The organism is Bacillus sp. z26 (assembly GCF_058313635.1).
In genome coordinates this window covers 341,147-360,163 of the sequence record NZ_JBZFQM010000003.1, presented here as the reverse complement: position 1 = coordinate 360,163, position 19,017 = coordinate 341,147, and the positions used below count along the sequence as shown (strand labels likewise).

Sequence of the window (19,017 nt, the reverse complement as noted above, 5' to 3'; positions counted from 1 at the left end):
ATGAAAAAATTAAAAGTCATGACAGTTGTTGGAACAAGACCAGAAATTATTAGATTATCTGCTGTCATTCATAAATTAGAACAATCAGAAGCGATAGAGCATGTATTAGTGCATACAGGACAAAACTATGATTATGAGCTAAATGAGGTGTTTTTTAATGACTTTAAATTAAGGAAACCTGATTACTTTTTAAATGCAGCAACAGGAACTGCAGTAGAGACGATTGGAAACATACTCATAAAAATAGACCCTATATTAGAAGAAGAAAAACCAGAAGCTCTGTTAGTACTGGGGGATACGAATAGCTGTTTAACTGCAATAGCTGCAAAAAGAAGGCATATCCCGATTTTCCATATGGAAGCAGGGAATAGGTGCTTTGACCAAAGAGTGCCGGAAGAAACCAATCGTAAAATAGTTGACCATACAGCTGATATTAATTTAACTTACAGTGATATAGCAAGAGAATATCTCCTTAGAGAAGGGTTCCCTTCAGATCGAATTATTAAAACTGGAAGTCCTATGTTTGAAGTTCTTAACTCTAGAAAAGACGATATTGAGAGTTCAGATGTATTAGAAAGATTAGATATAAAAGCAGGTAATTACTTTGTAGTATCTGCTCATAGAGAGGAAAATATTAATTCAGAAGTCAATTTTTTAGATTTGATCGATAGTTTAAATGCGATTGCGGAAAGATATAATATGCCGGTAATTGTAAGTACACATCCAAGAACAAGAAAAATGATTGAGAATAAAGGTGTTAAGTTCAGTCCGTTAGTGAAAATTATGAAACCATTAGGTTTTAATGATTATGTAAAACTCCAGATCAAGGCGAAAGCAGTTCTTAGTGATAGTGGAACAATTAGTGAGGAGTCTTCTATCCTAGGATTTAGAGCTCTTAATATTAGACAGGCACACGAGAGACCAGAGGCTATGGAAGAGGCGGCAGTAATGATGGTGGGCTTAGGGAAAGAAAGGATATTACAAGGACTTGAGGTACTAGAGTCACAAGAAAAGGGTACATTGAGACTTGTTGAAGATTATAGTATGCCTAATGTTTCAGAAAAGGTTTTGAGGATCATATTATCCTATACAGGTTATGTGAATAGGGTTGTTTGGGGGAATAGGTTTGTATAACTTAGATGTAGTTTTTCTAGGTGGGTTATTTCCTAAAGAAACAGAAGAGGAAATATTGAAAAATTCTATAGGTAATATACAAAACGCTGCAAATAATTTGCAGTGGGAAATTGTAAAGGGACTAGATGCGAACCTAAATCAACCAGTGAGAATTGTAAATTCATTATACATAGGGTCTTATCCGAGTCGTTATCGAAAAATAAAAATTGATACATACAATTTTTCTCATACTTCAAAAAACTCAAAAGATATAAATATAGGATTTTTTAACTTGATTGGGATTAAAAAATTCAGTCAATACTTTTCTGTTAGACCATATTTGAAAGAATGGGCTCTATCGGAGAGTAAAAATAGGAAAGTTATAATTGCTTATGCAATGACATCGCATATGACACAATTATTACGATTCGTAAAAGAATTAAATAACGATATAATAACTTGTTTAGTAGTCCCAGATTTACCACAGTATATGAATTTACTTACCAACCAAAATAGTCTGTATAGTTTTTTGAAAAAAGTTGATATAAGTCTTATTAATTCAAACATGAAATATATAGATAGTTATGTTCTTTTAACAGAATATATGCGTCAAGCATTAAATATAAGTTCTCCCTCTGTTGTAGTAGAAGGTATTTCTACTAATTTATTTGAAAAAGTTTCTCCTAATCCTATGGATGAAGAAATAAAAACGGTTCTGTATAGCGGTGGGTTAAATGAAAAATATGGAATAATCGAGTTGGTATCTGCATTTAAAAAGTTAAAGGGAGATAAGTATAAATTAATAATATGCGGTTCAGGTGAAGCTGAAGATTTTATTCGAAAAGAGAGTCGAAGCGACAAGAGAATTGTCTATAAAGGGTTATTGAAAAGAGAGGAAGTACTTCAACTTCAAAAGTCTTCAACAGTCTTAGTAAATCCAAGACCCAACAATGAAGAATATACTAAGTATAGTTTTCCTTCAAAAATCATGGAATATATGTCATCAGGGAGACCAGTAGTTGCTTATAAGTTGGATGGAATTCCTGAAGAGTACTATGACTATATTTATCCTGTTATGGATTGTGAAGAAGGACTTTATTACACCCTAAGGGATGTGTTGTCCAAAGATAAGATAGAGTTAAATCATAAAGGTAATCTATCAAAAGAATTTGTTTTGACACAAAAAAATAGTGCAAAACAGGGAGAAAAAATACTGAATTTGGTGGATCAGTTATAGCTTATTTGCTATAGCCTTGTCAGATATGAGGATGGATATACCAAAACTTCTGAAACAAATATTAATATAGGTCTATCTTTTTTGAAAAACTGAAGGTGAGGAATGTTGTGAAACAATTAGTCACAGAAAAAAAAAGTCTTGATTGGCTTTGGTTAGTCAGCGTATTTCTGTTTTCAATTAATCTTTATGGAAAAGGGCATTATTTATTACTGCTTTTAATATTTGCAGGGCTAATAGTTATAAATTATAAACAATCCAAATTTAAATTCACTATTGATCATTTGCTAATACTTTTGTTTTCAATTAGTTATTTTATTATATTATCTATGCATCAATCACCTGGAGTAGGTGCGATGCTTATTTATCTTATTGGCCCTATAGCGTGTTATTTTATTGGTTACTTTATAATTAAGGCTGACAGTAAATTTTTTGTGAAAACAATGCTTACTATTACTTTAGGTTTGTTTTTACAAGGTTTGTTAAATATGATTAATTATTTTCAATTACATGGATTTCAACCCAATCATACTGGATTAAGAACAGTGCCTAGTATATGGACTGGGGATGTTCTTACAGCTACTCTACAAGGTACTTATTTTGTATTAGTATCTAGTATTTTGTTTTATAGTTTCACTTTGATGAAAAAAAGGGGACAACTTCTACTCCCACTTATAATAATAGGCTGTACAACTTTTTCAATAATCTCATCATTTATTTTAGGTAACAGGACTTTAATTGCAGTTGTAATAATTAACCTAGCAGTCTCTTTTCTTGTATATGGTTATTTAGAGAGGAAAAGTAAAAAAGAATTTTCAAAGATTCTTCTAGTTGTATCAGGGCTGTTTTTATTGACTTTCATTTTTTATAATAGTAATACCTTTGGACTAAAAGAGTTTGTTTTAAATTCTACATGGTATACAAGAACCGAAACAGCTTCAATAATGGATGATGCCAGGATAAGTTTGTATAAAATAGCATTAAGTCAGATGTTTGATTTCCCTTTTGGTGGATATCAGATGAGCCTTACATATGCACATAATTTATGGCTTGACGTCTTAAATGCTACCGGTTTAATTCCATTCTTTTTTCTACTTTTATACACATTGAATTCTATGAAAAATCTGATAGTTATAATACTCCTCACAACGATTGAAGTACAATTCAAAGTATTTATTCTAGGTATTTATTCGGGGTTTTTCTTAGTATTTATGGTCGAACCAATTTTAGAAGGTATCCCATATTTATTTCTGTTATTTATCTTATTTAATGGTATGACTAATAAATACTTAGATGTCTATAAGTCTCTGCAGAAGTCAAAAGGAGAAAAGAAATATGAAAATATTATGGCTAACAAATATACCTCTTCCAGAAGCATGTAAACTAATGAATGAAACACCTTCTCCATTCGGAGGATGGTTAATTAATGCATCAAAGAGGTTATCAACACAAGAGGATATTGAACTTTCAATCGCTTTTCCTAAAGCTCAGTCAAAGGATGTAATTCAACTTACTGGAAAAAACATTAATTATTTTTCCTTTCCTACTGTAGGTATGAAAGATGAGACTTCAATTCGAGATAACTCTTATATTAAAAGAATAGTAAAAGAGGTAAAACCAGATTTGGTCCATGCTTTTGGTACTGAATATGCTCATACATTGGCAATGATGAATGTTTGTAAAGCTCTCGGGGTCAAAACAGTTATAAGCATTCAAGGGTTAGTCTCGGTATATTCAAAGCACTATGCAGCTAATCTGCCAATGAGAATTCAGAAAAGATTTACACTTAGAGATTGGATTAAACAGAGCAATATTATACAACAACAAAAACAGTTTGAAATAAAAGGTACCCTTGAGATTGATGCCATTCAAAAAACCAATCATATTATTGGAAGAACTACATGGGATAAGGGCTGTACAGAGCAAATTAATCCAGCTGCAAACTATCATTTTTGTAATGAAACGTTAAGAGAAGAGTTTTATAAACATAAATGGTCTATTGATAGATGTGAAAAGTACTCCATCTTCTTGAGCCAAGCGGGTTACCCTATCAAAGGTCTGCATTATGTTCTAGAGGCGATGCCGTTAATTAAACAAAAATTTCCAAAGACAAAACTTTACATTGCAGGACCAGATATTACATCTTCTCGTACATTTAATGAAAAACTTAGAATGTCATCTTATGCAAAGTACATTGCAGAATTAATTGAACGATACAATTTAGTTGATAGTGTTTGTTTTACTGGTGTTCTTGATGAGAAAAAAATGTGTCAAAGGTATCTAGGTTCACATGTTTTTGTTAGCCCTTCTTCAATTGAAAACAGTCCTAATTCGTTGGGTGAGGCTATGATATTAGGTGTGCCATGTGTAGCTTCTCATGTTGGAGGTGTACCAGATATGATAAAGCATAAAGTTGAAGGTTTTGTATATCAAACTGACGCTTCTTATATGCTTGCTCATTATGTATGTGAGATATTCAACAATGATGAGTTGATATTAAAATTTTCAAAAAACTCTAGAGAACATGCACTTAAAACACATGATCCTACTATAAATATGAATCGATTATTAGAAATATACGAAAATATCTTGCAAAAGAAGGAAATAAGCGTTGAGAATTAATAATAGAATTTCGTGGTTTCTGGAAAAAATAAAAGGCAATGAGGTTGCTGCGAAGACCATTAATAATGCAAGTTGGTTAGTTGGAGATAAAATTTTTACTATGGTAATTGGGGTCTTGGTTATGGCTCTCGTGGCTAGATATTTAGGACCCGAAAATTATGGTATATACAATTACGCTCTAGCTTTTGTTACATTATTTACAACTTTATCTACTTTAGGTTTAGATACATTATCAATTAAGTCTATTGTACAACAAGATGAAGAAGAGGGGACAATACTCTGTACCGGTTTAGTTTTAAGATTAATAGGCGGAATTCTGTTAACAATATTGTCTAGTGTAATTATTAAGTTCATTGAACCAGATGAATATCTTATCCATTCACTTGTAATGATAATGTCTCTTACCATGGTTTTTAAATCCCTAGAGGTAATTGAATATTGGATTCAAGCATATCAAAAATCGAAAATATCCTCTCTAATTCGTATGGTAGTTTATGTTTTTACAGCTTTGCTGAAAATTACGTTTGTGTTATTGGAAGGAAGCTTATTCCATCTAGCACTCATTTATATGTTGGATGTAATAATTATTGGAACTTTACTAGTTATCATGTATTTTAAAAAAAGAACCTCCCGTTCGAAATGGAAATTCAAATTTCATTATGCAAAAAGCATTTTATCCCAAAGTTGGTATATGATTCTTTCGGGTCTAATGGGTACGCTTTATATGCAAATTGACAAAGTGATGCTTGGATCAATGTTGGTAAATAAAGAGGAATTAGGTGTATTTTCAGCTGCAACTCAAATTGCCAGTATGTGGTTTTTTGTTCCAATGGCTATAATAACATCTTTTAAGCCTGTTATTATGAAGAATAAAAAAACAAGTGAAGAGAGTTACCTTAAATCAGTCAAGCTTTCGTATACTATTGTGGCTTGGTTGGGAATAGGATTTGGAGTTCTTATTATATTATTCTCAGATATAATAATAGGAATACTTTTCGGATCTAACTATTCAAAGGCTGCGGGCATCTTGTCAATAAGTGTATGGGCGGGAACTTTTGCCATGCTTGGCTCAGCAAGAGGAACTTGGTTAATTAGTGAAGGGTTGCAAAAATATTCAGTTATATATATTGGTGGCGGTTGTATTATCAATATCATATTGAATTATTTTTTAATACCGGTAATAGGTGGATATGGTGCGGCTCTTGCAACTTTGGTTACGCAAATAGCTGTTTGCTTAATTCTTCCGGCATTTTTCAAAGAGACTAAATTGTCAGTAATTATGATGTTAGAAGCTTTTAATTTAAGAAAAGCCTTAAATTATATAAAGAGGTTCCAATAAAGGGAGGGGAAGATATGAGCATAAAACGTCTAATCCGTGTTTTAAGAAGATTTAATGATTTACAATATGTGAATCTTAGTATAAAACATTATTCTGGTAAATTACTGTTGAAAATTCGATTGTTAATGTTGAAAAAGTATCATTATGGTAAGGCAATAAATTTTTACCCAATTAGAGAAAAGAAATTAATTAAAACATTACAATATGCTTATATAAATTCTCCATATTATAAAATTATCTTCGATGAAAACGAAATAAATATAAAAAGTATTAGGGAAGATTGGGACCGTATACCCTTTCTGGACAAAAGTATTATTAGAAAAGAAAGAGATAGAATCTTGGCTATATCAGATTCAAAGGATTATGTAGGATTTGTTACTACAGGAGGTAGTACAGGGGAACCTTTAGGGTTCTATACATTTGGTAGTTATGACGCAGAACATCAAAAATTTTTATATCAATTAATGGGTTACAGTGCTGGTGATAAAATTTTAGCAATGGACGGTACATTGGTAACGGATGACTTAATCAATAAAAATATATTCTGGACAAATAAAAGTACAAATGATTTGCCTTATGGAAGTGTGGCTCTATCTTCCCAATATCTAAATAGTATCAATATTAATTATTATATCGATTTTATAAAAGAATTCAAACCAGCGATTATTAGAGGCTATCCTTCATATATTGACTCTATAGCTACGTATATACTAAAAAATAATATTGATTTAGATTTTAATATAAAAGGTATACAAATAACTTCCGAAAGTTTTTATGATTATCAGATAGATAATATTAAGAAAGCTTTCAAAACGAATGTATATACTCAATATGGACATGCAGAAGCAAGCGTATTTGGATACTCGGTAGATGACAGCTTGATGATTTACTGTTCTCCGTTTTATGGATATACCGAAGTCATAGGAGAAGATGGTATTCATGTTAAACCAGGGGAGATGGGGGAAATAGTTGTAACTGGCTTTAATAATTATGCTATGCCGTTTATTAGATACCGGACAGGAGATTTAGCGATATATGATGGTGATGATAATGGGATAGTAAAGCTAAGAAAGATCAATGGAAGGACACAAGATTATATTTATACAGAGAATATGGAGAAAGTCTTACTTACTGCAATTGTATTTGGAAGACATTATAAAGCGTTCGATAATATTGAAAAGTGGCAAATCGTTCAGAATGTACCGGGGGAAATTATCTTTAAAATTATTAAGGGTACAAGCTTTTCTATTAATGATCAGATTGAGTTGCAGGATAATTTTTATCAACTTGCCAAAATTAAAACTGAATTTGAAATAGTGGATAATTTGCCTTTGACACCTCGTGGTAAATCTAAATTTCTTATTCAAAATATATTAAAATAGAATTTATAGGGAAGTGGAATATATGTTATCTCCTGTAATTGTCTTTGTGTATAATAGACTAGAACATACAATTGAAACCATTGAAGCTCTCGCAAAAAACAGTATTGCTGATGAGACTGAAATATTTATTTTTTCTGATGCACCAAAGGATGAGAAATCTGAAAAAAATGTCGCATTAATTAGAGAGTACATAGACTCATTAGGAGAAAGAGAGCTCTTCAAGTCAGTAAAAGTTATTAAAGCTGATTCAAATAAGGGGCTTGCAAAATCTGTTATTTCAGGAGTTAGTCAAATCATTAAAGAGTATGGGAAAGTAATAGTAGTTGAAGATGATTTGGTTTCCTCTTCGGACTTTCTTCAATATATGAATGATGCACTGGGTTATTTTGAAGCAAACAAAAATATTTGGTCAATCAGTGGATATAATATACCTATAGAGATACCAAAAGATTATAAAAGTGAAGTTTATTTATCTTATCGAGGGTGTAGTTGGGGATGGGCTACTTGGAAAGATAGATGGGAAAAAGTAGATTGGAATGTATCAGATTATAATATGTTTAGAAAACATACAGAGCTAAGAAGAAGATTCGGTCGTGGCGGAAGAGACTTGCCTATCATGTTAGATTTACAAATGCAAGGAAAAATCGATTCTTGGGCCATTAGATGGTGTTACACACAATCTAAATTAGATATGTTAACGGTTTATCCAGTTGTATCTAGAATTAAGAATATTGGTTTAGATGGGACTGGAACTCATAGGGGGAAGACTTCTCATTATGACTCTGTACTGAATAATAATCATCAAAAATGTAATTTTGATAACTCGGATTTGGATAAGCGATTACTGAAAAGATTTAAAAACCATTATATGACTCTCTCACAGTATTTATTACTAAAATCAAAAGTTTTAGCAAAAAAAACATTAAGGATGTAATGATGATGAAAATTACAATCGCTGGAACAGGCTATGTTGGCTTATCGAATGCAATATTGCTAGCTCAGCATAACGAAGTAATTGCATTAGATATTATTCAAGAAAAAGTGGATATGATTAATAATAAAAGGTCACCTATAATTGATAATGAGATTGAAGAATTCCTGGCAACAAAAGAATTAAACTTAACTGCAACAACGGACAATTATAAAGCATTTAAGGATGCAGAATATGTGATTATATGTACACCTACCAATTATGATCCTGAAAAGAATTATTTTAATACTAGAACTGTTGAAGCTATTATTGCTAATGTTTTATCTATTAATCCCGATGCAGTGATGGTTATTAAATCTACAGTTCCGGTAGGTTATACAGAGACAGTACGAGAAAAATTTGAGACTGAAAATATTATTTTTTCACCAGAGTTTTTAAGAGAAGGTAAGGCATTATATGATAACTTGTATCCTTCAAGAATTGTTGTTGGAGAACAGTCTGAAAGGGCAAAAGTTTTTGCTGACTTGTTAATAGAAGGTGCAGTTAAAGATAATATTGATGTCTTATTTACAAATTCAACAGAAGCTGAAGCAATTAAATTATTTGCAAATACTTACCTAGCTATGAGAGTAGCTTTCTTTAATGAGTTAGATTCTTATGCAGAAATTAGAGGTTTGAATACTAAACAAATTATCGATGGTGTTGGTCTAGATCCACGAATAGGTAATCATTACAATAATCCTTCTTTTGGGTACGGAGGATACTGCTTACCTAAAGACACTAAGCAACTTTTGGCTAACTATGAGGATGTTCCAAATAATATCATGGCAGCCATTGTAGATGCAAATAGAACAAGGAAAGATCATATTGCTGAAATGGTTATTAAAAGGAAACCTAATATTGTAGGAATCTACCGACTTACAATGAAAATGGATTCAGATAACTTTAGACAATCAGCTATCCAAGGTGTTATGAAACGCATTAAAGCTAAGGGAATTGAAGTTGTTGTGTATGAACCAGCACTTCAAGAAGGGACATTCTATAATTCTAGAGTCATCAATGATTTTGAAGAATTTAAGAGAATGTCAGATGTTATTGTAGCAAACCGATTGTCTGATGATATACGTGATGTTGAGGACAAAGTGTATACAAGAGATTTGTTTAGTAGAGATTAATAAACCTTACCCGCTGAGCCTATGACTTAGCGGGCTATTTGTTGTGATTTAATCTTTAACCGTGAGTCTATATAATAGTAGAAACTTAGGTGTTTTAATCTATATTTAGCGAAGTTTTATTTTGGTATTAAGGCGAGACGGTGGTGGAGTGTAAAATGAAGTTGGTGGCTGTTCAGAATAGTTTGATCTGCAAAGTGGAAGCTACATTACGGTAACAATCAATAGATAAGAAGAAGGTGTTAGATTGGCGATACTAATTACAGGGGGAGCAGGATATATTGGTTCCCATACAGTAAGGTATTTTTTAGATCAATATGAAGAAGTAGTGGTTGTTGATAATTTACAAAGTGGACATAAAGAAGCTGTTGACGTAAATCATTTTTATGATATTGATATCAGAGATAAAGAAGCTTTAGACAGTGTTTTTAAGAATCATAATATTGAGGCGGTTATTCACTTTGCTGCTAATTCCCTAGTTGGAGAAAGTATGAATAAGCCTTATGAATACTATCATAATAATGTTTATGGCATGTTGTGTTTACTGGACGTTATGAAAAATAATAATGTTAATAAAATCGTATTTTCATCTACAGCTGCTACTTATGGAGAGCCTAAGAATATTCCAATAGTTGAAGATGATGAAACGAATCCTACCAACACCTATGGTGAAACTAAACTCGCTATGGAGAAAATGATGAAGTGGTTTGATCAGGGATATGCTATTAAATATGTCTCTTTGAGATACTTTAATGCTGCTGGGGCTCATCCGAGTGGAAATATTGGAGAGATGCACGACCCGGAAACACACCTTATTCCATTGGTTTTACAGGTTCCTCTGGGTCAACGAGATAAGATTTATATGTTTGGTGATGATTATCCTACAGAGGATGGAACATGCATCCGGGATTATATTCATGTGATGGATTTGGCATCAGCGCATTATTTAGCACTAGAATACTTAAGAAAAGGAAACTCTAGTGATATCTTTAACCTTGGAAATGGAAATGGATACTCTGTCAAAGAGGTCATTGATGTAGCGAGACATGTAACAAACCATCCAATTCCAGCGGAAGTAAAGGAAAGAAGAGCAGGGGATCCGGCTGTTTTAATTGCTTCGTCAGAGAAGGCGAAGGGCGTTTTAGGTTGGAAACCTCAGTATGATTCTTTAGAAAAGATCATTACGGATGCATGGAATTGGCATAAGAATAATCCGGAAGGTTATTCTTCGAAATAACTTTTGTAGGTTATTTTAAATTCCTATAGGGGAATTTTGTTCATTTAAAATAAGATGAGTAAATTAAAAAGAATGGAGCTCATGTATTGCACGCCAAAAGTTAGAGTATGAATCTACCTTTGGAGATGATTTACTTGAGTTCCATTCTTTTTACATATTGTAGAGTAATACTTGTATGCCTAAGATAATCCCAACTGCTCCTACTATTAAGACAGCATAGGTTACGTTTTTCTTGAGTTTTCTTTTTCTGTACATTTCCTCAGGAGTTTGATAGTAATTCAATTTAGTGCCTCCTCGTTATGGTAACTGGTTGACTTAACGCGAGATAAGCCTTAGTTCCTTTAGTTTTGCGTCACCAGTTTTCGCTGGCTTTGCTGTTTTCAGCGTATAGTATAATGGTACAAAATGTATTATATAGATAACAGGGACCAAAGTCGCATTTTGTCAAAAAATAACTATAAGAATTTTCTTATTACTATTGACATATAAAAGGATATCAGCCCAATTGGAACTGATATCCTAAATCCACTATAATATTATCCTTTCAATCAGCCAATAGGCCCCCATCAAAAAGGTGAGAATGGAACCGGCGACCATCACGTTTCGGTAGAAGCTTTTCTTTTGATACCAAACGAGTAGCGGCAATAAAAGAATCACAATGATGACCTGCACAATTTCAATTCCTACATTAAAACTGATCAGCGCCGTGACTAACCCCTCTTTTGAAATGTCCATATCCTTTAAGATATTGGCGAATCCCATTCCATGAATTAATCCGAACAAGAAGGTTAATAACCAGCGTTTGGAAATATGCTTTCTGAATATATTTTCGATGGCCACATAGCAAATACTCAAAGCAATTATGGCTTCGACAAATCGGGATGGCAGGTCGGCGATACCGAGAACAGCTAATGTTAAAGTAATACTATGTGCCACCGTAAAGGCAGTTACCAGAGCGATATATTGCTTCAAGCTTTGGCGTCTGATTAATAGTACAAACAAGAATAATAAATGGTCATACCCAGTCAGGATATGCTCCATCCCAAGCTTGAGGAAGGAAAGCCAGCTAACATTGCTTTTTGGTTCTGCCGCAATTCTCTCCGTAACTGTTTGGTCTGATTGTTCCTGCTGTCCGGGAGCGAGCAGCATCGTCACTTCCCGGTTCTGTTTGCCCTGCAGTGCACTTTCATAGCTTTGGTTGTCATAGGTAATGCTGACAAAGTTGGTGTAATACTTGGCATTGCTGCCTTCTAAATAAATGCCATCCGAGAACTCGATTGATTGGCCTTCTTTTAATCCTGGTAAGGTGAAGGTTAGGGTGGCGACCTCCGTATCATCTTTACTTTCAATTATTAAATCCTGCAGTTCAGGTGATTGAGGCTCCCCATCTGCTTCGAGTAATAGGCCATGTTCAATCCATTCCTCTAGGCGGTGAGAGATCTCCTTCACTTCTTCTGTATTCAATGCATCATCTTTGTTTGTATCTCCCCCGATGCCTTCAATGATCGATAAGGTATCGAGTGAATAGATTAACGTAGATTCCTCTTCGGTAATCGTGAGGGATGTATAGGCAGCGCTTAATGGGTGCGCATATGAAATACCTTGAAAAGTCAGTGTGGAAAGAATGAATATCATAATACCGGTGATCCATTTAGAAATAGGTAGTTTTCTCTTCTTTTTCGTCAAGATGTGTCAAATCCTCCCTGGATTGTTGTTTGTTTTACAAATCTATCATTAAAAATTCTGGCACAAATGTAAAGATATTTTTAACTAATTTATATAAAAATGTTAATATTATGTTATTTTTGGAAAATATATATTTAATAAATAGGAAATTTGCTATGATAGATAAGCAACACTATTATGTAGAAAATTGGGGGAGTTTGTGTGAAAAGGAGAAAGAAATGGCTTGGATTAGTGTTAACTATAATGCTAATTGTAAACGCTTTCTTACCGCCTTTTATAAGTGGTATCGCACATGCCGAGGAATCGACACGTGTCGCTGATCATGTCGTGATCAGTGAAGTATATGGGGGAGGAGGAAATAATGGAGCTCCATATCTGAATGATTTTATCGAGTTATATAATCCAACAGACAAAGATATAAGCTTGGAGGATTGGTCTGTTCAATATGCTTCAGCTACGAACGATGGAACGAAACCCTTCTCAGGTCTTCAAGTTTTGACTGGGACCATTAAAGCGCATGGGTATTATTTAATCGAGGCAGCAGCAGGTGCAGGGAATGGTGTCGCTTTGCCAACGGCTGATGCAACGGCGCCTTCCACTTTTAATTTGTCTGGAACAAATGGACATGTCGCATTGGTAAATGGAAAAACTGCTATTTCAAGTAAAGACGATTCAGCGGTTATAGATTTTGTTGGTTATGGCACCACCGCTAAACAGTTTCTTGGTTCAGGTCCAACAATAGCGCCATCCAACTCAGAAAGTGTTGAGCGTTTGGCCAACGATGGCTCAGATCCTGCAAATGCTGGTGCGGGCAAAGGCAATGGTTGGGATACAGAAGACAATGCGAAAGATTTTATGAAAGTAAAACCGAATCCGCAAAATAGTTCTTCACCAATAGAAGATGGTTCAGGTACGGGGGAAGAGCCAGGTACACCTGATGAACCTGAGGTGCCGGCTGACCCAACGACTGTGACTAAAATTGGGGAAATCCGTAAATTACAAAATTCAACTGGATCACCGACGAATGTAGGTACCAAATATTTAGTTGAAGGTATCGTTACGGTTGATGATCTAATCTTAGATAACAGCAAGAGCAGTTTTTACATACAAGATGAAACAGGCGGAATTAACGTCTTTGGATATACAGGCGATGTACAGGTGAAAAAAGGGGACAAAGTAAAAGTCCTAGGCCAAATTTTGTTTTATAATGGCTTAACCGAATTGGTTTCTCCGACGGTTGAAGTTATTGGGCAAGCGGACGTTCCGGCTCCGGCTGAAATGGCGATTGCCGATTTGGCAAACTATGAGAAAGCTGAGCCGCTTGAAGGAATGCTGGTTAAGGTGAAGGGGAATATTTCCACACTTCCAGAAGCTCTTCCTGCCAATGTAACGTTGTCTGATGAGGATGGCAAAAGCATCACTCTTCGGATCATGGCAAAGACTCAAATTACACTGGGTACAGATATAAAAGCAGGCAATTATGAAGTAACCGGTATTTTAGGACAATATGCATCCAAATCGCCGTACACTTCAGGCTATCAAGTGTATCCAAGAAATAAAGAAGATCTAGCTATTTATTATCCGCTTACTTTAAAACATGAGGTGCTTAAAGAGGCGTATGCAGATACAGATATAACAATTTCTGCACAAATTGCCGGTGCTGATTCGGCAGTTATCTATTACAAAGCGAGTGGTTCATCAGAATATGTACAAAAAGAATTGGTTAAGGGAACGGAACAGCAATACAGCTATACGATTCCAGCCAGTGATGTTCCACAGTCAGGCTTTGATTATTATATAGAAGTAAAAAATCAAAGTGCGACGAAAATGAGCGGTTCCGCTGCTGAACCACATAGTGTAAAGCTTGTGAAAGATGAAGTGGGACCTGTAATTTCTGACGAGAGTCCAGCCAATGAATCCAAAACAGAATCTAAACAACCAACGATTTCAGTCCAACTGAAGGACCCAAGTGGCGTTGATGAAGCAACTATTAAAATGACCATTGATGGACAGGCTGTTGAAGGTGTATTTAATAAAGAAGCTTTTCAATATACTCCAGCGGGTGAGTTATCCCTTGGTGTTCATAAAATCAAGGTGACAGCTGCTGATAAAAAAGGCAATCAATCGGAATATGAGTGGTCCTTTACGATTACGAAAGTATTTACCGGGGGCAATCATTACCGTGGCACCACACATAACCATACGAATATTTCCCATGATGGAGCGGGTTCACCGGAAGAAGCTGTTCAAGCTGCCATCAAGTATGGCTATGATTACTTTGCCTTCTCTGATCATTCTCATGATATTGATTCGGCTTTACTTGGCCAGGATACAGAAGAACGTAAAGGAATGCAGGAACGTAAAGGCGGAACAGATTGGCAGTTAACAAAAGATGTTGCCAAGAAATATTCCAAAGATGAGTTTACGGTTTTCCCGGCCTTTGAAATGACCTCCACTACATGGGGACATTCCAATGTATTTGGAACGGAAAACTTTATCGACCGAAATATAAACAGCAAGCAATATCAAACACTCAGCCAATATTACGCATGGATCCTGACTTATGATGATATCGCGGCGCAGTTTAACCACCCGGATATGTCGGCCAATGCGTTTAATAACTTTACGCCATATGATAAAAATGTCGATAAGCTATTTACGATGTTTGAAGTCGGTAATGGATCAGGGCATTATTCCTACGCAAATGCTGAAAAGAAATATTTCACTGCCCTCGATTTAGGATGGCATATTGCACCGACTTATGGTGAGGACAATCATGACGCATCATGGGGCAAGACGATGCAACGGACTGTTATCGTTGCAGATGAAAACACGAATGATTCCCTGCTTAATGCGATGAGTAAAATGCGTGTATATATGACAGAGGATCCGAACTTTACGCTTGATGTATTAGCAAACGGAAGGTATATGGGATCAATCGTAGATGGAGATACACTGAAATTTGATATCTCCGGTTCAGATACGGTGGCAGAGAATAACTCAATAGCTGAGTATGACTATCTTGATGCGAAATATGTATCGAATGATGAAATTGAAAAAGTGGAATTAATGACAAATGGCGGAAAGGTGATTGATACTTACAAGCCATCTGGTAAATCATTTAAATGGAACCCCGAAGTAAGCATTAAAGGCGGACAGCAATGGTTTATTGTCAAAGTTACGCAAAAAGATGGCGAACAGGTATACAGTGCACCGATTTGGTCTGAAGAGAAAGAAGTAGATGTTCGGATCAGCGGGGCTGAGCTTACTGATGGAGTGGCCATCACAGGCAATCCAACGAATCTTTCAGCTGGTATCAGCAATCTTGGTACAGATGATTTAACTGACTTAACGGTTAAATTTTATGAAGATGAAGTGAGTGATGCCAATCTGATTGGCACGGCGCCTATCTCTAAATTAGCTGGTAAAACAGCTACAACGGTTTCTGCCGTTTGGACAAGCAAAATGAGCGGTGATCATAAAATTATTGTCGTGGTAGATACACCGGAGGGCGACAATGCAGAGGATAACCAATATGTATTGAATGTAAAAGTAAAAGATGCTCTCGGTAAAACCGTCTTAATTGATGCGTCTCATAAAAATGAGAATACCTCAACAGATGGCGGCTCCTATAAAGATAATTTCAAAGCGTTCACGAAATTGATTCAAAATGAGGGTTATAAGGTAGAGGAAAATAAAACTCCTCTAACAGCGGAAGTGCTGAAGGGAGTGTCAGTTCTAGTGATGACACATCCGGCAAGCAGCTTGACTACAGAGGAACGAGTGGCCGTGAAGGACTTTGTCGCTGCGGGAGGATCCTTATTCCTGGCTGCGAAAAGTAATAACAGCAGCGGTTCAACCAGAAGCAATGACTTGCTTGCGGAGATCGGTGCGACCATTCGGGTAAGTGATGACCAAACGAATGACTTATCGAAGACAGGGAACTTTTGGACAGATCCGGCCGTCTCCCCATTCGCGATTCGCTTGCATCCGGGTCTGGTAAACAGTCTAGTCACAGACCGTGTCGCAACGATTGAGTATTACAGCGGCTCCAGTCTGGAGGGTGTTGAACACAAGCCATTGGTGAACTCGGATACGGTAAGTGTTCTTGTTTCCGGTAATGAAACTACTTTCCAGAAAAACATGAAGAATGACACATATGTATATGACGCCGTTTCGGATGACACAGGTGGTGCAGCCATTCCGATGATTGCATCTGAAACAATTGGAGAAGGAAAAATCATCGTTGCCGGCAGTAACTTTGCGAATGATAAACAGCTCGATGAATCCTATAATCCAAAGGGCAATGATGAAATGGCCCTGAATTCGATTAACTGGCTGGCAGACCGTCAAACGAAAGTCACATCGGTTGAAGAAGCAAGGAAGCTGGCTGATGGAGAGAGTGCTGTCATTGAAGGTACGGTTACAACCGCAGCGGGAACTTTCTTTGATGCCTTCTATGTTCAGGATGAAACAGGCGGAATCATGGCCTTCAATGAAGTGCCGGATGGAAGTCTGAAGCTTGGAGATAAGGTTCGTATCTATGGGCATATAAAAACCTTTGATAACAATAAAGAAATTGAATTTGATGCATTTGCGCTCGACGTGATTAAAACAGGCACAGCCGATCCAGTCGCGCCAAAAGTACTGACAACAAAAGAAGCCGGTATGGATGAAAATCAAGGCTTGCTTGTAAAAGTAACCGGTCAGGTCGTATCCAAATATGACGAAAGATCCTATGTCATCAATGATGGATCCGGAGATATTCTTGTCTTTACAGATGGGTATATCGAAAATCAGGGTGACAAAGTGAAAGTACCATCCCTGAAAAAAGGAGATACGCTCGAAGCTGTCGGATTAACCGGTGATTTTGCTGACGGTAAACGGATCCGTGTACGGGATACGAAAGAGTTGAAAAAGACAGCAGATGCACCGCCTGAAGCTCCGGTTATGAACGAAGAAATTAAAGATGATACGAAAAAAATAACCGGTAAAGCAGAAGTGGGCAGCACGATTATCGTTAAAGTCAGCAATACCATCATTGGGCAGGCAACAACGGATGAGAATGGAAACTTCGTCGTTGAAATTACACCGCAAAAAGCGGGAACAGTGCTGAGTATTATTTCTAAGGTTGGAGACAGAGAAAGTTCTGTCCTCACTAAAACAGTCCTGGATGGAACAGCTCCGGCTAAACCAGTGGTTGATAAGGTAACAGATCAATCCAAATATGTAACCGGTAAAGCCGAAGCGGGATCGACAGTTACGGTTAAAGCCGGTAAATTGATATGGGCTGGTAAAGCCGATCGAAATGGAAAGTTCAGTATCAAGATTACGGCTCAAAAAGCAGGAACGGTGTTGAGCATTACAGCGACAGATGAGGAGAAAAACATAAGTGCAGAAACGAAAGTCACTGTTTTAGATGTAACTGCACCTGCTAAACCAAGTGTTAACCGAGTGACAGACCAATCAATTACTGTGACCGGGAAAGCAGAGCCAAATTCCAAAGTTACGGTTTATAAAGGTTCTCAAAAATTAGGTTCTGCCACCGCAGGTAAAGATGGCAAGTACTCAATAAAAATTTCAAAACAAAAAGCGGGTACCGAGCTGCGAGTCACAGCTACTGATTCGGCTGGCAATAGCAGTTCTGTAACAAAAGTGAAGGTTGTGGATGCAACGGCACCTGTTAAGCCGAAGCTCAAAACAACCATCACAGACAAAACGACAAAGCTTGAAGGATATGCTGAAGTCGGTTCAACGGTATCCGTCAAGGCCGGCAAGAAAACATGGACAACCAAAGCAGACAAAAAAGGCCAATTTAAGCTGTCCATATCTAAACAAAAAGCAGGAACTACAGTGACGATCTGGGCGACCGATGCGGCTAAGAATAAAAGCCAATCTCTAACGGTTAAAGTGAAGGACACTACACCACCGGCTGCGCCAAAATTGTATCCGGCTTATTCCTTCCAAAAGCAGCTATCTGGAATGGCTGAGCCAGGTGCAACTATTACCGTGAAATACAAAAACCGTGTAATAGCTGTTACCAAAGCTAATACAAAAGGCTATTTCAAAGCACGCATCAATTACAAAAAAGGGATTGTTTTAACCGTCACCGCAACCGATGCTGCGAAGAACAAAAGTAAGGCAAGCAATGTAAGACTGAAATAATCGAATAGACGTAAACATCCTGCTCATACCAGAATATCGGTCCCGAGCAGGATGTTTTTTCTTTTTTAAAGGAATAGAATGAAAAGTAGCGTATTAGTTATATAGAATGAATGATAATTTAGGTAAAGGGGATTCC

12 protein-coding genes and 1 riboswitch are annotated in these 19,017 nt (G+C 36.1%); of the genes, 10 read left to right on the top strand and 2 right to left on the bottom strand.

Annotation, left to right across the window (positions count from 1 at the left end):
- From wecB to galE, 9 genes are all read left to right on the top strand, one after another.
- Nucleotides 1–1,134, top strand: coding sequence for a non-hydrolyzing UDP-N-acetylglucosamine 2-epimerase (gene wecB / locus AC4G3K_RS12030; RefSeq protein ID WP_491133437.1), 1,134 nt, complete (start codon nucleotides 1–3; stop codon nucleotides 1,132–1,134).
- Nucleotides 1,127–2,350 (top strand): glycosyltransferase, encoded by a 1,224-nt coding sequence (locus tag AC4G3K_RS12025; protein WP_491133436.1) that lies wholly within the window; start codon nucleotides 1,127–1,129, stop codon nucleotides 2,348–2,350. The genes wecB and AC4G3K_RS12025 overlap by 8 nt, the downstream gene beginning before the upstream one ends.
- A 107-nt stretch (nucleotides 2,351–2,457) precedes the next feature.
- Entirely contained in the window at nucleotides 2,458–3,729 is a 1,272-nt protein-coding gene (locus AC4G3K_RS12020; protein WP_491133435.1) for a hypothetical protein, read from the top strand.
- Nucleotides 3,683–4,969: a glycosyltransferase family 4 protein gene (locus tag AC4G3K_RS12015; RefSeq protein WP_491133434.1), complete on the top strand. Its 1,287-nt coding sequence runs from the start codon at nucleotides 3,683–3,685 to the stop codon at nucleotides 4,967–4,969. The genes AC4G3K_RS12020 and AC4G3K_RS12015 overlap by 47 nt, the downstream gene beginning before the upstream one ends.
- Nucleotides 4,959–6,308: a flippase gene (locus tag AC4G3K_RS12010; RefSeq protein ID WP_491133433.1), complete on the top strand. Its 1,350-nt coding sequence runs from the start codon at nucleotides 4,959–4,961 to the stop codon at nucleotides 6,306–6,308. Before AC4G3K_RS12015 ends, AC4G3K_RS12010 begins: the two co-directional genes overlap by 11 nt.
- Nucleotides 6,309–6,322: 14 nt before the next feature.
- Nucleotides 6,323–7,690, top strand: coding sequence for a phenylacetate--CoA ligase family protein (locus tag AC4G3K_RS12005; protein ID WP_491133432.1), 1,368 nt, complete (start codon nucleotides 6,323–6,325; stop codon nucleotides 7,688–7,690).
- Nucleotides 7,691–7,712: 22 nt separating this feature from the next.
- Complete coding sequence (locus AC4G3K_RS12000) at nucleotides 7,713–8,624, top strand: glycosyltransferase family A protein (RefSeq protein WP_491133431.1); 912 nt, start codon at nucleotides 7,713–7,715, stop codon at nucleotides 8,622–8,624.
- A 5-nt stretch (nucleotides 8,625–8,629) separates the two neighbouring features.
- Nucleotides 8,630–9,796 (top strand): nucleotide sugar dehydrogenase, encoded by a 1,167-nt coding sequence (locus AC4G3K_RS11995; RefSeq protein ID WP_491133430.1) that lies wholly within the window; start codon nucleotides 8,630–8,632, stop codon nucleotides 9,794–9,796.
- A gap of 244 nt (nucleotides 9,797–10,040) precedes the next feature.
- Nucleotides 10,041–11,030: a UDP-glucose 4-epimerase GalE gene (gene galE, locus AC4G3K_RS11990; protein WP_491133429.1), complete on the top strand. Its 990-nt coding sequence runs from the start codon at nucleotides 10,041–10,043 to the stop codon at nucleotides 11,028–11,030.
- A 150-nt stretch (nucleotides 11,031–11,180) separates the two neighbouring features.
- Here the strand turns inward: galE and AC4G3K_RS11985 are convergent, their stop codons facing one another.
- Both AC4G3K_RS11985 and AC4G3K_RS11980 read right to left on the bottom strand, forming a co-directional pair.
- The gene (locus AC4G3K_RS11985; RefSeq protein WP_491133428.1) at nucleotides 11,181–11,312 is read right to left on the bottom strand and encodes a hypothetical protein; all 132 of its coding nucleotides are present in this window, start codon (nucleotides 11,310–11,312) and stop codon (nucleotides 11,181–11,183) included.
- Between the two features lie 16 nt (nucleotides 11,313–11,328).
- A riboswitch (cyclic di-GMP riboswitch) is annotated at nucleotides 11,329–11,416 on the bottom strand.
- 142 nt (nucleotides 11,417–11,558) lie between these two features.
- On the bottom strand, nucleotides 11,559–12,716 hold the full coding sequence (locus tag AC4G3K_RS11980) for a HupE/UreJ family protein (RefSeq protein WP_491133427.1): 1,158 nt from the start codon (nucleotides 12,714–12,716) through the stop codon (nucleotides 11,559–11,561).
- A gap of 201 nt (nucleotides 12,717–12,917) precedes the next feature.
- Between AC4G3K_RS11980 and AC4G3K_RS11975 the strand changes: the two genes are divergently transcribed.
- Nucleotides 12,918–18,881 carry a DUF4350 domain-containing protein gene (locus AC4G3K_RS11975; protein ID WP_491133426.1) on the top strand — a complete coding sequence of 1,988 codons (5,964 nt, stop codon included), beginning with the start codon at nucleotides 12,918–12,920 and terminating at the stop codon, nucleotides 18,879–18,881.
- Nucleotides 18,882–19,017 lie beyond the last annotated feature (136 nt).